We start from the raw sequence: 23,113 nt of genomic DNA on the forward strand, positions 1-23,113 counted from the left end.
GATGGGTCAGGCGACGCCTGACCCGACTCGCCGTCGCCGACGCAGGATCGTCGGGTGGACCCTTGCGGGGCTGCTCGTCGTCCTCGTCGGCGCCGGCGTGTGGGTGGCGACCCGAGCACTCGTCGTGAGCGACGAGCTGTCGGCCGTGGCCGAGCTCCCGCGGAACGCGGAGGCAGCCCTTGCCGACGGCGACGTCGACGCGCTGGGAGACGTGGCCGTCCGGTTCGACGAGCACGTCTCGTCCGCAGCCGCCGCGGCCGCCGACCCGCTGTGGCGCGCGGCCGAGATCGTGCCGGGCCTCGGGCAGAACCTGCGTGCGACCCGACTGATCACCGAGCAGCTCGACCGGGTGTCGAGCGAGGTCGCCACGCCCGTCGCCGCCCTCACCTCGCGGTTGACCGGCGGTGAGCTCCTCGTCGACGGGTCGCTGAACGTCGCCCTCCTCTCGGAGGCGGCCGAGCCGCTGGCCGAAGCGCGCGACGTGCTCGACCAGACGCGAGCCGCCGTCGCCGCGGTGTCCCGCGACGGACTCGTCGACCAGGTCTCGCGGGGCGTCGACCAGGTCGGGACGATGCTCGACCAGCTCGGGTCCGCGGTGGGCGGCATGGCCGATCTCAGCGCGGTGCTGCCGGGGATGCTCGGCAGCGACGGCCCGCGCACCATCCTCGTGATGCTGCAGAACAATGCGGAGCTCCGTTCCGGGGGAGGCATCACCGGCTCGTTCGCCGAGATCGTCGCCGACGGCGGCGCGATCACGATGACGCGCCAGGCGGACTCGAGCGAGTTCCGCCGCACCGTCGCCGAGATCCTGCCCGTGCCCGAGTCGACGACCGCCCTCTACGGCGACATCGTCGGGCGCTACGTCCAGAACACGACGACGACGCCCGACTTCGACCTCTCCGCGCGGCTCGCCTCGACCTGGTGGGAGGGCCTCACGGGCCATCGCCCCGACATCGTCCTGGCGATCGATCCGCTCGTGCTGCGGGCGCTGCTCCCGGTGACGGGCCCTGTCACGCTCGCCGGCGGCAAGGAGCTGGTGCGGGACGGGTTCATCTCGAGCGTGCTCGTGGCGCCGTACCTGCACCGCGAGCCCAAAGAGCAGACGGTCTTCTTCCAGGACCTCACGGAGCGCTTCTTCGAGGCGGTGATGACCAGCTCGGCAGCACCGTCGGCCTGGATCTCCGCCCTGCGCACTCCGATCGAACAGGGCCGGGTGTCGGTCTGGAGCGCAGACTCCGCCGAGGCCGAGGTGCTCGCGCACTCCCCCTTCGCCGGGGCGCTGGCCCGTCATCGCGATGCCGGGGAGAACGCGTTCGCGGTCTACTTCAACGACGGCACGGGCTCCAAGATGGACAGCAGCCTTGCCGTCGAGCTGGGCTCGGTGACCGGCTCCTGCCGGGCGGACGGCCGGCCCGAGGTGTCGGTCCAGGTGCGTCTGACCAATGAGGCTCCGGCCGATGCGGGCGAGAAGTGGCCGTTCAGCATGACGGGGAGCGGCCGCTGGGGGGTCACCGCGGGGAACATCGCCACCGCCGTCGCCGTGGCCGCGCCGCAGGGGTGGTTCTTCGGGGGTACGACCGTCGACGGAGAGCGCCGCGCGTCGGTGGACGTCGAAGACGGCGGATTCCCGACGAGTGCGACGGAGGTCGAACTGGCCCCGGGCGAGTCGGCGCTGATCGACGTCCGGTTCGTCTCGCCCGACACCGTCGAGCGAGAGCCGGCGCTCCTGCACACTCCGCTGCTGTATCCCGCGGAGGAGATCCGCCTGTCCTCGCTGTCCTGCGACTGAGCGGCGGCGCCCTCACTCCTTGGCGGCGTCCTCGGCGATGCGCAGATCGAGGGGGAAGTCGAGCGGGAACCCGCCGAACAGCAGCATCGCCGCGCGCTCCGCACTCGCCTGGACCGCGTGAGCGACCGCCTCGGCCTGGGCGGCGGGCGCGTGCACGATGATCTCGTCATGCAGGAAGAACGCGAGATGCGCACGGCGCGAGAACAGCGGTCCCGATGCGGTCGCCGCCTGCTCCCCCTCCTCGATGGCGGGAAGGGCGGCGAGCCGGGTCCTGAGGTCGGCGAGCCATGCCAGCGCCCACTCGGCGGCAGTGCCCTGCACGACGAAGTTCCGCGTGAACCGCCCCCTGTCACGTGCTGCCCGTCGAGCGGCGGTGTCGTCGCCGGACACCGCCTCGGCGTCGCTGGCCCGTGCTTGCACGGCCTGCCAGCCCGCCGACGGCGGCGGGCTCGAGCGGCCGAGCCAGGTGGAGACGATGCCGCCGTCCTCACCCACCCGCGCCGCATCGTCGACGAGCGCCATCGCCCGCGGGTAGGCACGCCGGAGCGCGGGCACCAGTCTGCCGCTGTCCCCCGTCGTCGCGCCGTACATCGCGCCGAGCACCGCGATCTTCGCCTCCTGCCGCGTGGAGACCACGCCCCCGGCGACGATCCCCTCGTACAGGTCCACGCCGCGGGCGGCACCGGCCAGCGCGAGATCTCGCGACATCGCCGCGAGCACCCGCGGCTCGAGCTGCGCGACGTCGGCCACCACGAACACCCACCCGGGGTCGGCGCGCACCGCCGGGCGCAACTGGCGCGGGAGCTGCAGGGCGCCGCCTCCGGACGACGCCCACCGTCCGGTGACGACTCCGCCGGGGACGTACACCGGTCGGAATCGGCCGTCGGGGGCCCATTCGGACAGCCACGCCCAGCCGTTGGCGCTCAGCAGGCGCGTCAGCTTCTTGTACGCGAGGAGCGGAGCGATCACCGGATGATCGAATTCCGCCAGCTCCCAGCGGCTCGTCGAGCGTGCCGGGACGCCCGCGCGGTGCAGCGACCGCAGCAGCTTGGGCTGGGAGTCCAGGCTGGCGTGAGGATCGCCGAGGGCACGGCGCACCTCATCGGCGCGTGCCTGGACGCGCGATGGTAGCCCGCCCGCGCTCGGACGGGTTCCGAGCACGTCGGTGAGCAGGCGATCGTGGACAGCGGCGTCCCACGGGAGGCCGGCCGCGTGCAGCTCTGCGGCGATGAGCGCGCCGGCGGATTCGGCCGCGAGGAGCAGGCGGAGGCGGTCGGGGTCCGAGGAGGCATGGACGGCGGCCTGCTGGCGCGCGAACTCGGCGATCACCTCCGCCGGATCGTCGGGCACGCCGGCGCGGTCGTCGAGCGTGAACAGCGCCTCGTCGGCGTGGTCGTCTCCCGCTGCCGCCGTCCAGGCGTTCGCGGCGCGTAGCTCGGTGGCATCGGCCACCAGCGCGCTGGATCGGAGGATAGCGTGGCACAGTCGCAGATCGTGACAGCGGGCGACGTCGACCCCTGCGCTCAGAAGCGCCGGATACCAGCGCGCTGTGTCGTTCCACACCCAGCGGTGTGCCGCGTCGGCGCCGGCCTCGATGACGCGGACGACGTCGGCCAGCTCATCGCGCCGCGTGACGCGTTTGCTGAGCTCGGTTCCGTCAGAGGCCGTTCCGATGAGGACGATGCGGTCGTGATCGCGTCCCGCGATGATCGTCCATGCGGGCGAGGAGGTGCTCATGACGGGCGCGGGCCCGTCGCGCTCACAGCCCCGACTCGTCGGTGCGCACCAGGATGCAGCCGCACTCCGGGCACATGACGACGTCGTCGTCGGCTGCCTGGCGCAGTGCCTGCACGTCGGTTCCGGCGAGCACCATACGACAGGCCTCGCAGGTGCGCTGCCGCAGCAGGCCCGCGCCGTTGCCGCGCGCGGCCAGCCGGTCGTAGAGCGCGACGAGCTCGGCGGGAAGCGTCGCGGCGATCGCCTGACGGTCGCGCGTCGCGGCGTCGAAGCGCGAGTTCGCCTCGGCGACGGCGGCCTTGCCGGCGGCGCTCAGCCGCGCCCCTTCGTCGTTGGTCGCCGCGATGAGCGCCTCCTGGGTCGCGATGTCGGCCTCTGCCGCTTCGAGGCGCTCCATGAGCTCGAGCTCGGCGTCCTCGAGATCGCTCTTGCGCTTGGCCAGCGAGGCGATCTCGTGCTCGAGTCCTTGCGCGTCCTTCGCGTTCACAGACGAGGCGAGACGCTCGGCGTCACGTGCGGCGCGCGCATCGACCACGGCCACGTCGGACTCGATCCGCGCCAGCTCGGCGGTGACGTCGTCGCGGACGCCGAGGAGGCGAGTCAGCTCCGCGGACAGCGTCTGACGCTGCGAGAGCAGCTCCTGCACGCGTCCGGCCTGCTCGGGGTTGCGGCGGGCGTGCTCGGCGGCGCGGATCGCCGTGTCGAGCGCGGCGAGATCGACGAGACGGAGCTGGTCTTCGGGGCGGGCTTTCACGTGTTCCAACCTACCGTCCCGCGCCGACGCGGAACCCGGTGGCCCGTTTTGCTCGCCGGTGCTCCTCCCCCGCCCGGGCGTCCAGAAGCTAGCATGTGGTGCCGAGTGAGCAGAGGGAGCCTTCCGATGAGCGTGATGCGCACGAAGTCCGTCGAGCGGTCGATCGCCGACACCGAGGAGCCGGAGTTCCGCCTGCGGAAGTCGCTGTCCGCCTTCGACCTGACCGTGTTCGGCGTCGGCGTCGTGATCGGCGCCGGCATCTTCACCCTGACCGGGCGCGTCGCCCACGAGGTGGCGGGACCCGCCATCGTCGTGAGCTTCATCGTGGCGGCGATCGCGTGCGGGCTCGCCGCCATGTGCTACGCCGAGTTCGCCTCCACCGTGCCGGTCTCCGGGTCGGCCTACACGTTCTCATACGCCTCGCTCGGCGAACTTCTGGCCTGGATCATCGGCTGGGACCTGATCCTCGAGATGTTCCTGGGCGCCGGCGTCGTCGCCCAGGGGTGGAGCGCCTATCTCGGCGTGCTCCTGGAGCAGCTCGGCATGCCGATCCCCGATGCCATCGGCTACGGCGGCACGGTCGACGTGATGGCGATCCTCCTGGTGCTCGTCCTCGGCGCCCTGATGACCTACGGCATCCGCGAGTCGATGCGGGTGAATCTGGTCCTCGTGGCGGTGAAGCTGTTCATCGTCCTGTTCGTGATCGTCGCCGGCATCCTGTTCGTCAACCCCGCGAACTACTCCCCCTTCGTTCCCGATGCCGCACCGCGCGAAGCGGCGACCGGACTGACACAGCCGCTCCTGCAGTTCCTGTCGGGGATCGAGCCGATGGCCTTCGGGCTCGGCGGCATCTTCGCCGGTGCGGCCCTCGTCTTCTTCGCCTACATCGGCTTCGACGTCGTGGCGACGACGGCCGAGGAGACCAAGAACCCGCAGCGCGATCTGCCGATCGGGATCATCGCCTCCCTCGTCATCTGCACGGCGCTCTACTGCGTCGTCGCCCTCGTGGTCACGGGCATGGTCCCCTACCAGGACCTCGACCCCGCGGCAGCGCTTGCCAACGCGTTCGTCCACCACGGCCAGGCGTGGATGGCGACCGTCATCTCCGCCGGCGCCGTCGCCGGCCTCACCACGGTCGTCCTCACCCTGCTCATCGGCGCGACGCGCATCATCTTCGCGATGTCGCGCGACGGGCTGCTGCCCGTACGCCTCGCGAAGGTGCACCCCACCCGCCGCACGCCGTGGGTCATCTCGATCATGGTGACCCTCGTGGTGGCCGTGGTCGCCGGCCTCACCCCGGTGGGCGTCCTGGAGGAGATGGTCAACATCGGCACGCTGTCGGCGTTCGTGCTCGTCTCGGTCGGCGTCATCGTGCTCCGCCGCACCCGGCCCGACCTGCCTCGGGGCTTCCGTGTGCCGTGGAGCCCGGTCCTCCCCGCGCTGTCGGCGGCGGTGTGCACCTACCTCATGCTGAACCTCACCGTCGAGACCTGGCTCCGCTTCCTCGTGTGGCTCGCCATCGGTTTCGTCATCTACTTCGCCTACTCCCGCTCCCACTCGCGGCTGGGGAAGGACGCCGGCACCTACGACAACCCGGCGGTGCCGAAGGTCGTCGGCCGCGAAGACTGAGGTTCGGCGCCGCGCCCGCCGATCGTGGCGACGACGGCGTCGGCGGGGTGTGCCGCGCGGACGCGGGCGGACGGCCCCGACGACAGCGCCTGAGGTGGGCCCTGCCGGGATCGAACCGACGACATCCACGGTGTAAACGTGGCGCTCTACCAGCTGAGCTAAAGGCCCTCGCGGTTCAGTCTAGAAGGGATCGGACCCTCCGGAAGTGACTAGGCTGATGGGCGGTGCGTTGTCAGTGCTGAACAAAAGCCACCCGCATCCGAAGCCCCGTCCTGGCATGATCTGCCAGATGAAGAAAGGTCTCCCGTGACTGTCAACGATCAGGATCCGTACTCGCAGGGCCCGCAGGACAGCGATCCCGAAGAGACCCACGAGTGGCAGGAATCCCTCCAGCAGCTCGTCGACGCCAAGGGTGCGGGACGCGGTCGCGAGATCATGCTGAGCCTGCTGCAGACCTCCCACGAACTGCAGCTGAACGTGCCGCAGGTTCCGACCACGGACTACATCAACACGATCGCGCCCGAGAACGAGCCCGAGTTCCCCGGTGACGAGGAGCTCGAGCGGCGATACCGTCGCTGGATCCGGTGGAACGCGGCGCTCACCGTGCACCGCGCGCAGCGCCCCGGCATCGGCGTCGGCGGGCACATCTCCACGTACGCGTCCTCGGCGTCGCTCTACGAAGTCGGCTTCAACCACTTCTTCCGCGGCCTGGACGACCCCAGCGGCGGCGACCAGATCTTCGTCCAGGGCCACGCCTCCCCGGGCATCTACGCCCGCTCCTTCCTCGAGGGCCGTCTGTCGGCGGACCAGCTCGACGGCTTCCGCCAGGAGAAGTCGAAGGCGCCCGTCGGCATCCCCTCCTACCCGCACCCCCGTCTCATGCCGGACTACTGGCAGTTCCCGACGGTGTCGATGGGGCTCGGGCCGATCAACGCCATCTATCAGGCGATGACGAACAAGTACCTGACGAACCGCGGCATCAAGGACCTCTCCAACTCCCGCGTCTGGGCCTTCCTCGGCGACGGCGAGATGGACGAGGTCGAGAGCCGCGGCCAGCTCCAGGTGGCGGCGAACGAGGGCCTCGACAACCTCACCTTCGTCGTCAACTGCAACCTCCAGCGCCTCGACGGACCGGTCCGCGGCAACGGCAAGATCATCCAGGAGCTCGAGAGCTTCTTCCGCGGCGCGGGCTGGAACGTCATCAAGGTCGTCTGGGGCCGCGGCTGGGACGAGCTGCTCGAGCGCGACCGCGACGGCGCGCTCGTCCACCTCATGAACACCACGCCCGACGGCGACTTCCAGACCTACCGCGCCGAGGACGGCAAGTTCATCCGCGACCACTTCTTCGCCCGCGACGAGCGCACGCTGGACATGGTCAAGGACTGGTCGGACGACGACATCTGGGGCAAGCTCCGCCGCGGCGGCCTGGACTACCAGAAGGTCTACGCCGCATACAAGACGGCGACCGAGCACAAGGGCCAGCCGACCGTCATCCTCGCCAAGACGATCAAGGGCTACGGCCTGGGTCACCACTTCGAGGGCCGCAACGCGACCCACCAGATGAAGAAGATGACCCTCGAGGACCTGAAGCACTTCCGCGACTCGATGCGCATCCCGATCAGCGACGCGCAGCTCGAGGAGAACCCCTACGCCCCGCCGTACTTCCACCCGGGCATGGAGGACGAGACGATCCAGTACATGGTGGAGAAGCGTCGTGCGCTGGGCGGCTTCCTTCCCGAGCGTCGCAGCCACCACGTCCCGATCGCCCTCCCGGACGACGCCGCCTACGCGCTTCCCAAGAAGGGATCGGGCACGCAGGAGGTCGCGACGACCATGGCGTTCGTGCGCCTCCTGAAGGATCTGCTCCGGGTGAAGGACTTCGGGCACCGCATCGTCCCGATCATCCCCGACGAGGCCCGCACCTTCGGTCTCGACGCGTTCTTCCCGACGGCGAAGATCTACAACCCGAACGGTCAGAACTACACCTCGGTGGACCGCGAGCTGCTCCTGGCCTACAAGGAGAGCCCGCAGGGGCAGATCATGCACGTCGGCATCAACGAGGCCGGTGCGGTGGCGGCGTTCACCAACGTCGGGACCTCGTACTCCACGCACGGCGAGCCGCTCATCCCCGTCTACATCTTCTACTCGATGTTCGGATTCCAGCGCACGGGCGACGCGCAGTGGGCAGCCGGCGACCAGATGGCGCGCGGCTTCATCATGGGCGCTACCGCCGGCCGGACGACGCTCACCGGCGAAGGCCTGCAGCACGCCGACGGGCACTCCCACCTGCTCGCGTCGACCAACCCCGCCACGGTCTCCTACGACCCGGCGTACGGGTACGAGATCGCCCACATCGTGCGGGCCGGCATCGACCGGATGTACGGCGGGAATCACCCCGACCCCAACGTCATGTACTACATCACGCTCTACAACGAGCCGCTCGTCCAGCCGGCCGAGCCGGAGGGTGTGGACGTCGAGGGCATCGTGCGCGGCATGCACCGCGTCTCCACCGGCGAGGGCGACGGACACCGCGCTCAGCTGCTCGCCTCGGGCGTCGGCGTGCCGTGGGCCCTCGAAGCCCAGCAGCTGCTCAAGGACGACTGGGGTGTCGTGGCCGACGTATGGTCGGTCACCAGCTGGACGGAGCTGCGCCGCGACGGCCTCGACGCCGACGAGCACAACTTCCTGAACCCGCTCGACGAGCCGCGCACCGCCTACGTCACGCAGAAGCTGCGCGACACCGACGGTCCCGTGATCGCGGTGAGCGATTACATGCACGCCGTGCAGGACCAGATCCGTCCGTGGGTCCCGCGCTCGTTCGCGACGCTCGGAGCCGACGGCTTCGGGTTCTCGGACACGCGCGCCGCCGCGCGCCGGTTCTTCAAGATCGACGGACCGTCGATCGTGGTGCGGACGCTGCAGTCGCTGGCAGACGAGGGCAAGGTGGACCGCGCCCTCTCCGCTCAGGCGATCGAGAAGTACCGTCTCCACGACGTGACCGCCGGCACCAGCGGGAACGCCGGCGGCGAGAGCTGACCCGCTCTATGCCGATCAGACCCACCCCGCAGGAGAAGTCGGAGACGCTCGCCTGGCTGCGGCGCATCTCCGGCGACCTCGCGACGGCGACCATCAAGCGCCTCGAGGACTCGCTCCCGTGGTACGCCGAGATGCCGCCCGCGCGGCGCTCGGCGGTGGGTCTGGTCGCGCAGGCGGGCATCTCGGCGTTCATCCAGTGGTACGACGACCCCGGCGCCCAGCCGTGGATCGCGGCCGACATCTTCGCCGCCGCGCCCCGGGAGCTGCTGCGCAGCGTGAGCCTCACCCAGACGCTGCAGCTGATCCGCGTGACCGTCGAGGTGACCGAGGAGCGGGTCGCGGGCCGTGGCGACGACCTGCGCGAGAGCATGCTCCTCTATTCGCGCGAAGTCGCCTTCGCGGCGGCCGATGTCTATGCCCGTGCCGCGGAGGCGCGCGGGCTCTGGGACGCCCGGCTCGAGGCGCTCGTCGTGGACTCGATCCTGACGGGTGAGGCGGACGAGGAGCTCCCGAGCCGGATCGCGGCGCTCGGGTGGCACGGGCACGGCGAGGTCGCGGTGCTCGTGGGCACGACGCCCGCGCAGTTCGACGTCGATCAGCTGCGCCGGCTCGCGCGCAAGCTGGGGGTCGACGTGCTGATCGGAGTGCAGGGGTCGCGGCTGGTGCTGGTCATCGGTCGCGCCGAGGCGCCGGGTGCCGAGGAGTCCGACGAGCAGCAGCTGCCGTTCCCCGAGATCGCGAAGCGCCTCGAACCCGGGTTCGGGACCGGTCACCTCGTGCTGGGTCCGCCGGTGCCGGCCCTGGTGGACGCCGGTCAGAGCGCCCGCGCGGCCCTGGCGGGGTTCGCCGTCGCGAAAGCGTGGCGCCACGCTCCCCGCCCGGTCGAGGCGGACGACCTCCTGCCCGAGCGTGCCCTGGCGGGAGATCCCCTCGCGAAGGCGACCCTCGTCGAGCGGATCTACCGCCCGCTGCAGGCGCACTCCGCCGACCTCGTGGCCACGCTGTGGAGCTACCTCGACAACGGCAGGTCGCTGGAGGCGACCGCGCGTGAGCTGTTCGTGCACCCCAACACCGTCCGCTACCGCCTGAAGCGCGTGTCGGACGTGATCGGCTGGGACGCCACGGGTCCGCGCGAAGCGCTGATCCTCCAGACCGCACTCATCATCGGCTCCATCGGCACGGACGTCACGCGCCGCAGGGCTGCGCCGTTGCGCCGTCCGTGACAGGATCGCTGTGCGGCGCGCACAAAGCATCTCGGGTTTCTTGTGACCTCATCGCCAGTCCCGACCGTCATCTTCTTGGGAGGATAGTCACGTGATCATCGCCGTGTTCCCCGGCCAGGGCTCGCAGACCCCCGGTTTCCTCGCCCCTTGGCTCGAGCTCGACGGCGCGCAGGAGCGTCTCGCGCAGTATTCGGACCTGGCGCAGGTGGACCTTGTCGCCGCCGGCACCGAGTGGGATGCCGACCGCATCCGCGACACCCAGGTGGCACAGCCGCTCATCGTCGCAGCCAGCCTGCTCTCCTGGCACGCGCTGCGCGACGTCACGCCCGCGGCACCGGCCGGAACCGCCGGTCACTCGGTGGGCGAGATCGCCGCGCTCGTGGCGTCCGGCGTCATCGGCGACGAGGACGGGATGCGTCTGGTCGGCCTCCGGGGCCGGGCGATGGCCGCGGCGGCCGCGCTCGAGGACACCGGGATGAGCGCCGTCCTCGGCGGCGACCAGGACGCCGTGGTCGCACGCCTCACCGAGCTCGACCTCACCCCCGCCAACTACAACGGCGGCGGACAGCTCGTCGCGGCTGGTGCGCTGCCGGCGCTCGCGGAGCTGTCGGCGACCCCGCCCGCCGGAACGCGGGTGATCCCGCTGCAGGTCGCGGGCGCGTTCCACACCCGCTTCATGGCGCCCGCCGTCGAGGCGCTCCGCTCCGCGGCGGGAGACGTCGCGGCGTCCGATCCGTCGCTCACGCTGTGGACCAACCGTGACGGATCCGTCGTCGCCGACGGTCGCACGGCCCTCGATCTGCTCGTCGACCAGGTCGCCTCCCCGGTGCGCTGGGATCTGTGCATGAGCTCGTTCGCCGAACGCGGCGTCACCGGCATCATCGAGTTCTCGCCGGCCGGCACCCTCGTCGGGCTGGCCAAGCGCGCCCTCCGCGGCACGCCCACCGTCGCGGTCAAGACGCCCGACGACCTCGCGGCCGCAGCCGCACTGCTGACAGGAGATGACGCGTGACCGCCACGCTCAGACAGCCCACGGGTCCCGCGCACACGCGCATCTACGCGTACGGCGCCGCTCGGGGCGAGAACCTCGTTCCCAACGACGACCTCGTCGGTCCGATCGACTCCAGCGACGAGTGGATCCGCCAGCGCACCGGCATCGTCACGCGCGCGCGGGCAGACCGCGACACGACGGCGATCGATCTGGCCACCGACGCCGTCGCCGAGGCCATTCAGCGCGCGGGGATCGATCCGCAGCAGGTCGACGCGGTGATCGTCTCCACGATCTCCAACCCGAAGCAGACGCCCTCGGTGTCGGCGATCGTCGCCGACCGCGTCGGGGCCAATCCCGCAGCGGCCTACGACGTCAACGCCGCCTGCGCCGGGTTCGCCTACGGGGTGACGCAGGCCGACGCCCTCATCCGCGCCGGTGCCGCCACCTACGTCGCAGTCGTGGGCACCGAGAAGCTCAGCGACATCGTCGACCCCACCGACCGGTCCATCTCGTTCCTCCTGGGCGACGGCGCGGGCGCCGTCATCGTCGGCCCGAGCGACTTCCCGGGCATCGGCCCCACGGTGTGGGGTTCCGACGGATCCAAGCACGAGGCCGTCGGAATGAACCACACCCTCACGGACTTCCGTGACGGCGCCGCGCCGTGGCCGACGCTCCGTCAGGAGGGGCCCACGGTGTTCCGCTGGGCGGTGTGGGAGATGGTCAAGGTCGCTCGCCGCGCGATCGAGGAGGCGGGCATCACCCCGGCCGACCTCGCCGCCTTCGTGCCGCACCAGGCCAACATGCGCATCATCGACGAGTTCGCCAAGCAGCTCGGCCTTCCCGACACGGTGGCCATCGGCCGCGACATCGAGACGACCGGCAACACGTCGGCCGCGTCCATCCCGCTGGCCACCCACCGGCTGCTCGAAGAGCACCCCGAGCTGTCGGGCGGACTCGCCCTCCAGATCGGCTTCGGCGCGGGGCTCGTGTTCGGCGCACAGGTCGTCGTGCTCCCGTGACGGCGACCCCCTCGCACCTAGACTGACTAGCGGCCCGTCGGGCCCGACCCACCGGATAACAAGGAGAAAACCCATGGCATTCAGCAACGACGAGGTCCTCGCCGGGCTCGCCGAGCTCATCACCGACGAGACCGGAATCTCGGCCGATGAGGTCGCCCTCGAGAAGTCCTTCACCGACGACCTCGACATCGACTCCATCTCGATGATGACGATCGTCGTCAACGCCGAGGAGAAGTTCGGCGTCACCATTCCCGACGAAGAGGTCAAGAACCTCAAGACCGTCGGCGACGCCGTGACCTTCATCACGTCGAACCAGGCCTGACCTGCACCGCCCGCGGTGGGGGCGCGAGCGACCCGCTCTGAGCCCCCACCGCAGCATCACGAGGAACACATGAGCAATCAGCGCATCGTCGTCACCGGTATCGGCGCGTCCAGCCCGATCGGTGCCACCGCCCCCGAGAGCTGGGAGGCCCTGCTGTCCGGGGCATCCGGCACCCGTACCCTCGAGTACGACTGGGTCGAGAAGTACCAGCTGCCGGTGACCTTCGCGGCGCAGGCCAAGGTGCGGCCCGACACCGTCCTCGAGCGCCCCGTGGCCAAGCGCCTCGACCCGTCCTCGCAGTTCGCGCTGGTCGCGGCGCTGGAGGCCTGGGCCGACGCCGGCGAGCCCGAGGTGGAGCCCGAGCGGCTCGGCGTGGACTTCGCGACCGGGATCGGCGGCCTCTGGACGCTCCTGGACGCCTGGGACACGCTGCGCGAGAAGGGGCCGCGTCGCGTGCTCCCCATGACGGTGCCGATGCTCATGCCGAACGCGGCAGCGGGAAACCTCTCGCTGCACTTCGGAGCCCGCGCCTATGCGCGCACGGTCGCCAGCGCGTGCGCGTCGAGCACGGAGTCGCTCGTCAACGCCGTGGAGCACCTGCGCGCCGGACTCGCCGACGTCGTGATCGCCGGCGGCACCGAGTCGGTCATCCATCCCATCACCATCTCGTCGTTCGCGTCGATGCAGGCGCTGTCGCGCCGCAACGACTCCCCCGAGACGGCGTCGCGCCCCGGCAGCATCGACCGTGACGGCTTCGTCATGGGCGAGGGCGCGGGCGTCCTGATCCTCGAGACCGAAGAGCACGCCAAGGCGCGCGGGGCGAAGATCTACGCCGCGATCGTCGGCGGTGGCGTGACCGCCGATTCGTACCACATCACCGCGAACGACCCGGAGGGCGCCGGCGCCTCCCGTGCGGTCCACCTCGCGCTGGAGGCTGCGGGCCGGTCCGTCGACGAGGTCACGCACATCAACGCCCACGCGACCTCGACCCCGGTGGGCGACCCGAACGAGTACGTCGCGCTGAAGAGCGTGTTCGGCGACCGCATCGACGACATCCCGGTCTCCGCGACGAAGGCCTCCACGGGTCACCTCCTCGGCGGGACCGGAGCACTGGAGGCGATCTTCACGGTCCTCGCCCTGCGGGACCGCGTCGCGCCGCCGACGATCAACATCACCGAGCAGGACCCGGCCGTGCCGTTCCGGCTGTCCGGCGAGCCGACCCCGCTCGGCGCGGGCGATCAGCTCGCCATCAGCAACTCCTTCGGCTTCGGCGGTCACAACGCCGTCGTGGCCATCGAGTCGGTGTAACAGTCCGCACCACGAAAGGACGCCCTCCGCGAAGCCAAGCGGAGGGCGTCCTTCTTTTCGGGTGGGCGGCCGGCACGCGTTCCCGTTCCCCGGGAAGCCATCCGAGGCCGGTACTGACGCGCCCGCGCCGCCGGGCTGTGGAGTTGTGGAGGTTCGAACTGACAGTGTCGGGTCGCGCAGGACCGTCTCAGCCGACCTTGTGGAGCCAGACGACCGGTGCGTCGTCGCTCGCGTGGCGGAAGGGCTCGAGCTCCTCGTCCCACGCAGCGCCGAGAGCGATGTCGAGCTCGCGCTGGAGCTCGAAGGCATCGCCGGCGGCGATCTCCATCGCGTAGCGGATGCGGTCCTCGCCGATCACGACGTTGCCGGCGGTGTCGGTCTGTGCGAAGTGGATGCCGAGTCCAGGGGTGTGCAGCCACCGGCCGCCGTCGCTGCGCGGCGTCGGGTCCTCGGTGACTTCGAACCGCAGGTGCTCCCACCCGCGGATCGCAGTTGCAAGGGCGGCGCCGGTACCGGCAGCGCCCTCCCAGTAGAACTCGGCGCGACGACTGCCGGACAGCACCGGCTGGTCGGCCCAGTCGAAGTTGACGGCGTGCCCGAGGGCGCGCCCGACAGCCCACTCGAGGTGGGGGCACAACGCACGTGGCGCGGAGTGAATGTAGATCACTCCACGCGCTTGAGGTGTCGCCATCGTTCTCTCCGTTTCGTCAGGTACGTCTTCCCCTACGACCTGAACGGTGTGAGCCGATGTGCGGCGGTTATGCGGTTATGGCCTCATTATGACGGAAACGACCGGCGAATCACAACCGTGTCATTCCCGGGGCTCGAACCGAGTAGGGCGGGTGGGACTTGAACCCACGATCGTCGGGTTATGAGCCCGCTGCCTTGACCAGCTTGGCCACCGCCCCGCGTCCGGCGTGCACCGGACTCCTCCGAGCCTAGTGGCGCTTGCCGAGATCCTTCTCGTCGTCGACCGGAGGGTCGGGCCACACCTTCGACACCGTCTCGGTCAGTCGGACGGAGCGCGTCTTCGGTGCGCCGGCGTCGTCGACGGGCTCTCCGGTGCTGCCGCGCGAGATGGGGATCTCCTGACTGTGGCTCACGACCTCGGGGTGATGCCGCGCCAGCTGGAAGACCCCGACCATCGCGAGACCGCCGGCTGCGGCGAAGCCGATATAGGCCCCCACGGGGGCGTTGGCCGCCTCCCCCAGCACGGCGAGGCCGATCACGATCGCGACCATGGGATCGATGACGGTGAGCCCGGCGATGACGAGGTCGGGCGGGCCCGAGGCGTACGCGGTCTGCACGAAGTAGGCGCCGATGCCGGTGCCGGCCAGCAGCGCGACGATGCACACGACCGTGAGCCATTCGAAGTCGCCGTTCTGGATCCGGCTGATGACGACCTTGGCGAGGGTGGCGACGAAGCCGTAGACGATTCCCGCGGCCACGATGTAGAACAGCGCGCGCATGCGCGAGCGGAGCCAGATCCAGAGGCCGGCCAGCACGATCATGACCCCGGCGAGGATCAGCAGGATGGTGATGAGCTGCTGGTCGGACACGGGGGTCTCGGTCGCGTAGAGCGCCGCGATCGTCACGAAGATGAAGATGCCGCCGACACACATCGTGATGGCGGAGATGGAGCGGCCGGTGGGCTTGTGTCCGGAGATCCGCGCGTTCAGCAGCGTCGTGATGACCAGAGAGATCGCACCGACCGGCTGGACCAGGATGAGCGGCGCGAACGACAGCGCCGACAACTGGAACACGATCGCGAGTCCCAGCATGAGCGTGCCGACGACCCACGAGGGCCGGCGCAGCAGGTTCAGCAGCTGCCCACCGGTCAGGCCGGAGCCGCCCGAGGTCTGCGTGAGCCGCTCGACCTTCTGCACCCCGCGGTGCTGGTACTGCGCACCGAAGGACATGAACACGGCGCCGAGGAGCGCGAGCGGGATGCCGATGAGGATGGCCGGGTCGCGGAAGACGCCGACGAGTTCGTCGGTCAGCTCATCGAGCGCGAGTTCCGCAATCCACACCCCTCGACACTAACGGCAGGTGTCGATCGATAGGCTCAGGACGTGGCTGTTCTTCCGATCCGCATCATGGGTGACCCCGTCCTGCACGCTCCTGCTGCTCCCGTCTCGGAGGTCACCGACGAGATCCGGCAGCTCGTCGAGGACATGTTCGAGACGATGGACGCGGCGCCCGGCGTCGGCCTCGCGGCGCCGCAGGTGGGTGTGGGCCTGCGGATCTACACGTACTCGTACCAGGACGACGACGGCGCCCCGTGGCGCGGCGTCATCGTCAACCCAGAACTGTGGATGCGTCCTCTGGAGCCCGGTGCGCCGGACCCCGACGACGAGTCCGAGGGGTGCCTGTCGTTCCCGGGCGAGCGCTTCGCCCTCCGCCGGTCCGACGAGGTGCTCGTCACCGGCACGGACCTCGACGGCGAGCCCGTGCGGATCGAGGTCGACGGCTGGCGTGCGCGGATCATGCAGCACGAGTTCGACCACCTGGACGGTGTCCTCTACATCGATCGGCTCGACGACTCCGACTGGAAGACCGTGCAGAAGATCGCCCGCAAGCGCGGGTGGGGGCGTCCGGGCGCGTCCTGGACGCCGGGCATCGACGACCTCGACGCCTGAGCGCCGGCCCGGGGAAAGAAGAACGGCTCCGGGGTGGAGCCCGGAGCCGTTGCGCTCCCCGGCTTGGACTCGAACCAAGAACCTATCGGTTAACAGCCGATTGCTCTGCCAATTGAGCTACCGAGGATCAGCCCGCCTCGCGGTGGGCAACCCGACTATCGTAGCAAAGCCGGAGGGGTGCTCGTGAACTCAGGACGCGATCGGCGTGCCGCCGTCGGGCGTCCAGAGCAGGTCCGCCGTCCCGTGCCCGTAGGCGACCGTGTGACCTCCCCGGAGGACGAGCACGTCGGCGTCGAGCTCGGCGATCGCCTCGGGGTCGTTGGTGACCAGGAGGAGCGCCATCCCGTCCTCCTCGCGCCGCCGCTGCAGGGCGTCCCGCGCCGCACGCCGCACCTCCGGATCGAGGTTCGCGTACGGAGCATCGCCGACGAAGACCTGTGGGTCCAGCACGAGAGCCTGGGCGAGCGCGACGCGCTGGCGCATGCCCGCGCTCAGTTCGTACGGGTACTTCGCGGCCGCGCCGAGCGGCAGCTGGAGTTCATCGAGCAGGCTCGCGACGCGCACCGCGAGGGCGCGCTGGTTCACCCGTCGATCCCGTGAGGTGATCGGGGCTCCGATCACCTCCGCGACAGTCAGCCGCGCCGGCAGCTCGGCGCCGGCGCCCTGGGGCAGGTAGCCCGTGACGTAGCGCCGCATGCGCAGTGTCCGGCCCCCCTTGCGGACGGGAAGGCCGTCGACCTCCGCGGTGCCGCCGACGATGCTGAGCGACGCGTCGTCGCTGCCGGCGATGACCGCCGCCAGGCTGGACTTCCCCGCACCGGTCGGACCCATGACCGCCAGCGCCGCCCCGCGTGCGACCTCGAAGCTCACGCCGTCCACGACCCTGCCGGCGTCGCCGCCGCGCGCGATGGAGAGATCGCTCGCACGGATCGCAGCGTCGGTACTGGTGCGGCGTGGCATGGCTTCATCCTGCCCGACGCGGCCGTCGAGCGACAGCGGAGTTCCCTCGGTGGGGCTCAGGACAACTCGGAGAGTTCGCGTCGGCGGACATCCAGTTCGCGCAGTGACACCCGGACCGCGCGCCCCTCTGCCGAGTCGGGCGCCACGCGCTGGATCGCGCCGAGCAGCTCGCGCTTCTGGGCATCGATCGCGCGCACGCGCAGACGTCGGCACAGCGCGAGCGCCGATGCGGACGCCTCGGCCTCGGTGAGCGCCGGGAAGGCGGCGGTCAGCAGCTCGACCGCGAGCGAGCGGAAGGGCTCGCGCACCGCCTCGGCCGCGGTCGACGCCCACCCGACCCGGGTGCGATCGGGTTGCGCGGCGATCGTCTGTCGCACTGCGTCGAGCGCCGGATGGTGCATCGGCAGCGCGAGGGCGGCGTCGACCTCGGCGGCGTCGAGGACGTGTCCGTACTGGAGGATCCCCATCAGTGCGTCGCGTTCGATCGCGGTGTCGGCGGTGCGCGGCAGCGAGGCGATGGTGACGCGGGCGACGGGAGTGGCGTCGGGGGCGGGATCGGCGGCCGCCTGAGGCGTCGTGGCAGCCGCATCGCGTTCGCGCGCACGCGCCGCCGCGCGCTGCACCGCCCGGTGCACCTCCCCCAGCTCCTCGCCGAGGCGCTTCGAGAGAAGGTGCTCGTACCGGCTGCGGATGCCCGCGTCGCGGATGTCCGCGACGATCGGCGCGGCCGATCGCAACGCGGCGACGCGTCCCTCGACGGAGCCGAGGTCATGATCGGCGATGCGGCGATCGATGACGAACTCGAACAGCGGCGACTTCAGCTCGACCATGGAGCGGACGGCCCCGTCGCCGCGCTGCAGGCGCAGGTCGCACGGGTCCAGGCCCTCCGGTCCGACGGCCACGTAGCTGCGGAGAGCCGATCCGCGTGCCTCGGCGAACGCGCGGACCGCGGCCTTCTGCCCCGCTGCGTCGGGGTCGAAGGTGAAGATGATCTCGCCCGCGGAATCGTTCCCGACGACGCGTCCCACCACGCCCATGTGATCGGAGCCGAACGCCGTGCCGCAGGTGGCGATCGCGCTCGTGACGCCGGCGAGGTGGCACGCCATCACATCGGTGTAGCCCTCGACCACGACCACCCGGTGGTCGCGCGCGATCGACTTCTTCGCGAGATCCATCCCGTAGAGGACCTGCGCCTTCTTGTAGATCAGGGTCTCGGGGGTGTTCAGGTACTTCGGCCCCTGGTCGTCGTCGTACAGGCGGCGGGCGCCGAAGCCGATCGTCTGTCCCGTGATGTCGCGGATCGGCCAGACCACCCGGCCGCGGAACCGGTCGTACACGCCGCGCTGGCCCTGCGAGACCAGTCCCGCCGCCGAGAGCTCCTCGTCGGAGAAGCCCTGCGACCGCAGCGCGTCGCGCAGCGAATTCCAGCCTTTCGGGGCGTAGCCGATGCCGAAGTGGGCGGCGGCGCCCGCGTCGAAACCGCGCTCCCCGAGGAAGCGGCGCCCGGCGTCGGCTTCGGGGCTCGCAAGCTGTCCGCGGAACCACTCGGCAGCCGCCGTGTTGGCCGCGTAGAGCCGCGTACGTCCGCTCGTTTCGGGAGCCGCGCCGCCGTCTTCGTAGTGGAGCGAGAAGCCGATGCGAGCCGCGAGCTTCTCGACCGCCTCCGTGAACGTCAGGTGGTCCATCGCGCGCAGGAACGAGTACACGTCGCCGGACTCCCCGCAGCCGAAGCAGTGGTAGTAGCCGACCTGCGGGCGGACGTTGAAGCTCGGGCTCTTCTCGTCGTGGAACGGGCACAGCCCCTTCAGCGACCCCACGCCGGCCGACTTCAGCGCCACCCGCTCGCCGATGATGTCGGCGATGTTCGTGCGTGCCTTGACCTCGTCGACGTCGGCCTGCCGGATGCGCGCCATCAGAGACCCTCGATCGGCTCGGGCAGGGCGAAGCCGTGCGCCGCGGTGGCGCGGCCGTCCGAAGACCACAGGCCGAGCTCCCGCAGATCGACGGGTCCGATCAGCCGCGAATGCCATTCGATCGCGAAGCGGTCGGTGAGCGTGGCCACCTGGTCGACGACGACCCGACGTCGCTCATCGTCCGACGGCGCATGAGCGAACTCCTCGGCGTGCAGGCGGTCGAGATGCTCGGGCCGCTCCCACAGCGCCGTGGCGAGGCGCTTGAGGACGCGGCGCTGCTCCTTGTAGAGGCCCTTGCGCCCGTCGATCGAGACGACGAAGGCGCCGAGGACGCCCTTGAGCACGGCCATCTCGACCTCGATCACCCGAGGGACGATGACCCGCCCCCGGTAGCGAGTGAGGACGGGCGCCTCGAAGTGCTCGCGCGTGGCGGCGGTGGCCGCGCGCGCGAAGCGGCCGATGAGGTCGGAGGTGAGGTTCTTCAGTCCGGCGAGGGCGGCGCGCGACCCGTCGTACTCGGTGAGCCATTCGGGAAGCTGGGTCAGGCGGTAGAGGCCGTCGGCGAGCTCGTCGCGCGTGAAGCCGTAGCCCACCCAGGACTGGATGGAGGTGAGCAGCGCTTCGCGCTCGCGGCTGTCCGCCAGCCTGCGCGGATCGAGGTAGCCGTTGAGGATCGCGTCCTCGAGGTCGTGCACCGAGTACGCGATGTCGTCGGAGAGGTCCATGACCTCGGCTTCGATGCAGCGGGCACGGCCGGGGGCCTCCTCGCGCATCCAGTGGAAGACGGCCTCGTCCTCGGGATAGACGCCGAACTTCTGACGCCCGCCCGGGTCGGGAACCGCGTGCGCCGCCGTCCACGGGTACTTGCAGGCCGCGTCGAGGCTCGCGCGCGTGAGGTTCAGCCCGAAGCTCGTGCCGTCGTCGCCGAGCACCTTGGGCTCCAGCCGGCTGAGGATGCGCAGCGTCTGCGCGTTCCCCTCGAACCCTCCGATATCGGCGGCCCACTCGTTCAGCGCCCGCTCGCCGTTGTGCCCGAACGGGGGGTGACCGATGTCGTGGCTCAGGCAGGCGGTGTCGACGACGTCGGGCGACAGCTCGAGGGCGATCGCGAGCTCCCGGCCCACCTGGGCGACCTCGAGCGAGTGCGTGAGGCGGTTCCGGGCGAAATCGGCGGGACTCGCAGGGCTCAGCACCTGCGTCTTGGACGCCAGGCGCCGCAGCGCTGCGGAGTGGAGCACGCGCGCGCGGTCCCGTGCGAAGCTGTCGCGGCGCGAGCGATGCGTCTCGGGATGGAAGCGCTCGGCGTCGTGATCGGTGTAGCCGGACGGGCGACCGGGCGCGACGCCGACGCTGGTCCCGAGGCCGGCACCGGCGTCAGCCGCCACTGTGGTCGAGCTCCGCATCGGCGATGGCAGTCGTCTCGGCGGCGTCGAGGTCGCGCGACTCGAGCCACCGGTCCGGCAGGGCCGGACGCTTGGGCGTGCCGGCGCGGCCGCGCTGGCCCTCCGCGGCCTGACCGGGGTAAGGCGCACTCGGGTCGAGGGTGGCCAGGATCTCGTCGATCTCCGCAAGGCTGGACGCGGTCGCTAGCATCGCCCGCGTCTCACCGCCCACCGGATAGCCCTTGAAGTACCAGGCGACGTGCTTGCGGATGTCGCGGCATCCGCGCCCCTCGTCGTCGAAGAATTCGACGAGCAGCTCGGCATGGCGCCGGAAGGCGCGGGCGACGAAGCCGAGCGTCGCGTCGACGGGGTCTCCCGCGGCGGCCGACGGGCCGCCCAGGGCACGAGCGAGGTCGCCGAACAGCCACGGCCGGCCGAGGCAGCCGCGCCCGACGACGACGCCGTCGCAGCCGGTCTCGGCCATCATCCGCACGGCGTCGTCGGCGGACCAGATGTCGCCGTTGCCGAGCACGGGCACGGAGGTGACCGCCTGCTTGAGGCGCGCGATCGCCTCCCAGTCCGCGGTGCCCGAGTAGAACTCGGCGGCGGTGCGCGCATGCAGCGCGACGGCGGCCACGCCCGCGTCCTCCGCGATGCGGCCGGCGTCGAGGTAGGTGAGGTGGTCGCCGTCGATGCCCTTGCGCATCTTCACCGTGAGGGGCACGTCGCCGGCGGCTCGCGCCGCACGGGTCACGATGTCGCGGAACAGGCCGAGCTTCCACGGCAGAGCCGCTCCCCCGCCCTTGCGGGTGACCTTCGGCACGGGGCAGCCGAAGTTGAGATCGATGTGGTCGGCGCGGTCCTCCTCCACGAGCAGGCGGACAGCGGCCTCGGTGGTGGCCGGATCGACGCCGTAGAGCTGGATCGACCGCGGCTTCTCGGACTCGTGGTGCGTGATGAGGCGCATCGTGGTGGCGTTCCGCTCGACCAGTGCGCGCGTCGTGATCATCTCGCTCACGTAGAGGCCGGCTCCGTACTCGCGGCAGAGGCGGCGGAACGCGGTGTTCGTGATGCCCGCCATGGGTGCGAGCACGACCGGCGCGTCGAGCGCGATCGGGCCGATGCGCAGAGCCGGGGCGGGAGCGAGAGTGGAAGACATCCTGTCCATTCTCCCAGACACGTGCGACCCTTCGGCGGCAGGCGCGGGCTTATCGTGGAGAGCATGACCGAGACGTCGACTGTGGACATCCGCACGATCGCCTTCCGCGCCGCCGACGGGTCCGAGAAGACCCTGGCCGAGTACGGTGACGGACCGGTGCTGATCGTGAACGTCGCCTCGAAGTGCGGCCTCACACCGCAGTACGAGCAGCTCGAGGAGCTCCAGCGGACCTACGGCGACCGGGGCCTCCAGGTCGTGGGCTTCCCGTGCAACCAGTTCATGGGGCAGGAGCCGGGCTCGATGGACGAGATCCTCGACTACTGCGCGGTCACGTGGGGCGTGAGCTTCCCGATCATGGACAAGATCCGCGTGAACGGCTCTCATGCCGCGCCGCTGTACAAGGCGCTCAAGAAGGCGCGCAACGCCGAGGGCGCGAAGGGTCCCGTGATGTGGAACTTCGAGAAGTTCCTGGTCACGCCGGAGGGTGAGGTTCACCGCTTCCGCCCGCAGACCAAGCCCGACGCTCCAGAGATCGTCTCGACGATCGAGGCGAATCTCCCCCGCTGACGCCGATCGTCAGGCTGCGGGAGCGCGCTCGGACCAGACCTGCCGGAGGATCTGCGAGAACGCCTCGGCCGGCTGGGCGCCGGAGACGCCGTACTTGCCGTCGATGACGAAGAACGGCACCCCCTGGATGCCGTACGCGACGGCCTGTGCCTGGTCGGCACGGACGTCGTCGAGGAACTCCGCCGACTCCAGCGCCGCGCGCGCCGCGTCGCCGTCGAGCCCTGCCTCGACCGCGATCGTCACGAGGTCGTCGATCCGGCCGACGTGGCGACCCTCGGTGAAGTAGGCGGACATCAGCCGCTCCGCCACGTCGTGCTGGCGGCCGTGCGCCTTCGCGAAGTGGAGCAGCTCGTGCGCCTTGACGGTGTTGGTGTGCTGCAGCAGGTCGAAACGGTACTCGAGGCCGGCGTCGGCAGCGATGCCGGTGACGTGCTCGTGCATCTGCGACGCCTGCTCGCGGGAGATCCCCTTGTGCTGCGCGAGGAAGTCGGCGATGTCGCCCTCGAAGTCCACCGGGGTGTCGGGCGACAGCTCGAAGGAGTGGTAGACGACCTCCACGCGGGGGGCGTCTGCGTCGGAGCTCGTCGCGGCGAGACCCGACTCCAGGTTGCGCTTGCCGATGTAGCACCACGGGCAGGCGATGTCGCTCCACACGTCGATCTTGATGGTTTCCGTCACACCAGAC

General features: G+C 70.6%; 19 protein-coding genes and 3 tRNA genes. 10 read left to right on the top strand and 12 right to left on the bottom strand.

The features are described 5' to 3' along the window. Position 1 precedes the first annotated feature (1 nt). Complete coding sequence (locus ACPWUT_RS06970; protein ID WP_425841960.1) at positions 2–1,789, top strand: DUF4012 domain-containing protein; 1,788 nt, start codon at positions 2–4, stop codon at positions 1,787–1,789. 12 nt (positions 1,790–1,801) lie between these two features. On the opposite strand, the gene ACPWUT_RS06975 is transcribed toward ACPWUT_RS06970, so the two are convergent. Continuing rightward, the gene (locus tag ACPWUT_RS06975; RefSeq protein WP_425841963.1) at positions 1,802–3,526 is read right to left on the bottom strand and encodes a bifunctional 3'-5' exonuclease/DNA polymerase; all 1,725 of its coding nucleotides are present in this window, start codon (positions 3,524–3,526) and stop codon (positions 1,802–1,804) included. A 22-nt stretch (positions 3,527–3,548) separates the two neighbouring features. Further along, entirely contained in the window at positions 3,549–4,280 is a 732-nt protein-coding gene (locus tag ACPWUT_RS06980) for a zinc ribbon domain-containing protein (RefSeq protein WP_425841966.1), read from the bottom strand. 126 nt (positions 4,281–4,406) lie between these two features. Between ACPWUT_RS06980 and ACPWUT_RS06985 the strand changes: the two genes are divergently transcribed. Next, positions 4,407–5,909 (top strand): amino acid permease, encoded by a 1,503-nt coding sequence (locus tag ACPWUT_RS06985; protein ID WP_284527255.1) that lies wholly within the window; start codon positions 4,407–4,409, stop codon positions 5,907–5,909. Positions 5,910–6,004: 95 nt separating this feature from the next. Here the strand turns inward: ACPWUT_RS06985 and ACPWUT_RS06990 are convergent. Then, positions 6,005–6,077: transfer RNA gene (locus ACPWUT_RS06990), tRNA-Val, on the bottom strand. A gap of 138 nt (positions 6,078–6,215) precedes the next feature. Here ACPWUT_RS06990 and aceE point away from each other — a divergent pair. The 6 genes from aceE (at position 6,216) to ACPWUT_RS07020 (ending at position 13,808) form a co-directional block, all read left to right on the top strand. Further along, positions 6,216–8,945, top strand: coding sequence for a pyruvate dehydrogenase (acetyl-transferring), homodimeric type (gene aceE / locus ACPWUT_RS06995; RefSeq protein ID WP_284527256.1), 2,730 nt, complete (start codon positions 6,216–6,218; stop codon positions 8,943–8,945). An 8-nt stretch (positions 8,946–8,953) separates the two neighbouring features. Next, on the top strand, positions 8,954–10,168 hold the full coding sequence (locus ACPWUT_RS07000) for a PucR family transcriptional regulator (RefSeq protein ID WP_284527257.1): 1,215 nt from the start codon (positions 8,954–8,956) through the stop codon (positions 10,166–10,168). A 91-nt stretch (positions 10,169–10,259) separates the two neighbouring features. After that, complete coding sequence (locus ACPWUT_RS07005) at positions 10,260–11,180, top strand: ACP S-malonyltransferase (RefSeq protein ID WP_284527258.1); 921 nt, start codon at positions 10,260–10,262, stop codon at positions 11,178–11,180. After that, entirely contained in the window at positions 11,177–12,178 is a 1,002-nt protein-coding gene (locus tag ACPWUT_RS07010; RefSeq protein WP_284527259.1) for a beta-ketoacyl-ACP synthase III, read from the top strand. Before ACPWUT_RS07005 ends, ACPWUT_RS07010 begins: the two co-directional genes overlap by 4 nt. Positions 12,179–12,251: 73 nt before the next feature. Then, positions 12,252–12,500, top strand: coding sequence for an acyl carrier protein (locus tag ACPWUT_RS07015; RefSeq protein ID WP_121058750.1), 249 nt, complete (start codon positions 12,252–12,254; stop codon positions 12,498–12,500). Between the two features lie 69 nt (positions 12,501–12,569). Further along, a complete protein-coding gene (locus tag ACPWUT_RS07020; protein WP_284527260.1) occupies positions 12,570–13,808 on the top strand; it encodes a beta-ketoacyl-[acyl-carrier-protein] synthase family protein in 1,239 nt (412 codons plus the stop codon). Between the two features lie 187 nt (positions 13,809–13,995). Here ACPWUT_RS07020 and ACPWUT_RS07025 read toward each other — a convergent pair whose 3' ends face one another. From ACPWUT_RS07025 to ACPWUT_RS07035, 3 genes are all read right to left on the bottom strand, one after another. Further along, complete coding sequence (locus tag ACPWUT_RS07025; protein WP_425841973.1) at positions 13,996–14,499, bottom strand: DUF3145 domain-containing protein; 504 nt, start codon at positions 14,497–14,499, stop codon at positions 13,996–13,998. Positions 14,500–14,642: 143 nt separating this feature from the next. Next, positions 14,643–14,716: transfer RNA gene (locus ACPWUT_RS07030), tRNA-Ile, on the bottom strand. A 30-nt stretch (positions 14,717–14,746) separates the two neighbouring features. Further along, positions 14,747–15,838 (bottom strand): DMT family transporter, encoded by a 1,092-nt coding sequence (locus ACPWUT_RS07035; RefSeq protein WP_425841976.1) that lies wholly within the window; start codon positions 15,836–15,838, stop codon positions 14,747–14,749. Positions 15,839–15,880: 42 nt separating this feature from the next. Between ACPWUT_RS07035 and def the strand changes: the two genes are divergently transcribed. Then, a complete protein-coding gene (def, locus tag ACPWUT_RS07040) occupies positions 15,881–16,447 on the top strand; it encodes a peptide deformylase (RefSeq protein ID WP_284527265.1) in 567 nt (188 codons plus the stop codon). 54 nt (positions 16,448–16,501) lie between these two features. On the opposite strand, the gene ACPWUT_RS07045 is transcribed toward def, so the two are convergent. The 5 genes from ACPWUT_RS07045 to dusB form a co-directional block, all read right to left on the bottom strand. Then, positions 16,502–16,574, bottom strand: a tRNA-Asn gene (locus ACPWUT_RS07045). Between the two features lie 62 nt (positions 16,575–16,636). Next, positions 16,637–17,407: an ATP-binding cassette domain-containing protein gene (locus ACPWUT_RS07050; RefSeq protein ID WP_284527266.1), complete on the bottom strand. Its 771-nt coding sequence runs from the start codon at positions 17,405–17,407 to the stop codon at positions 16,637–16,639. A gap of 56 nt (positions 17,408–17,463) precedes the next feature. Continuing rightward, positions 17,464–19,320, bottom strand: coding sequence for a DNA primase (gene dnaG / locus ACPWUT_RS07055; RefSeq protein WP_425841981.1), 1,857 nt, complete (start codon positions 19,318–19,320; stop codon positions 17,464–17,466). Continuing rightward, positions 19,320–20,723 carry a deoxyguanosinetriphosphate triphosphohydrolase gene (locus tag ACPWUT_RS07060; RefSeq protein WP_425841984.1) on the bottom strand — a complete coding sequence of 468 codons (1,404 nt, stop codon included), beginning with the start codon at positions 20,721–20,723 and terminating at the stop codon, positions 19,320–19,322. The genes dnaG and ACPWUT_RS07060 overlap by 1 nt, the downstream gene beginning before the upstream one ends. Continuing rightward, entirely contained in the window at positions 20,695–21,861 is a 1,167-nt protein-coding gene (gene dusB / locus ACPWUT_RS07065) for a tRNA dihydrouridine synthase DusB (protein WP_284527269.1), read from the bottom strand. The genes ACPWUT_RS07060 and dusB overlap by 29 nt, the downstream gene beginning before the upstream one ends. 63 nt (positions 21,862–21,924) lie before the next feature. Between dusB and ACPWUT_RS07070 the strand changes: the two genes are divergently transcribed. Next, complete coding sequence (locus ACPWUT_RS07070) at positions 21,925–22,428, top strand: glutathione peroxidase (protein WP_284527270.1); 504 nt, start codon at positions 21,925–21,927, stop codon at positions 22,426–22,428. Positions 22,429–22,437: 9 nt separating this feature from the next. Here ACPWUT_RS07070 and ACPWUT_RS07075 read toward each other — a convergent pair whose 3' ends face one another. Then, a complete protein-coding gene (locus tag ACPWUT_RS07075; protein ID WP_284527271.1) occupies positions 22,438–23,106 on the bottom strand; it encodes a DsbA family oxidoreductase in 669 nt (222 codons plus the stop codon). Positions 23,107–23,113: the final 7 nt, after the last annotated feature.

The organism is Microbacterium sp. PA5, from assembly GCF_049860775.1.
Classification (GTDB): domain Bacteria; phylum Actinomycetota; class Actinomycetes; order Actinomycetales; family Microbacteriaceae; genus Microbacterium.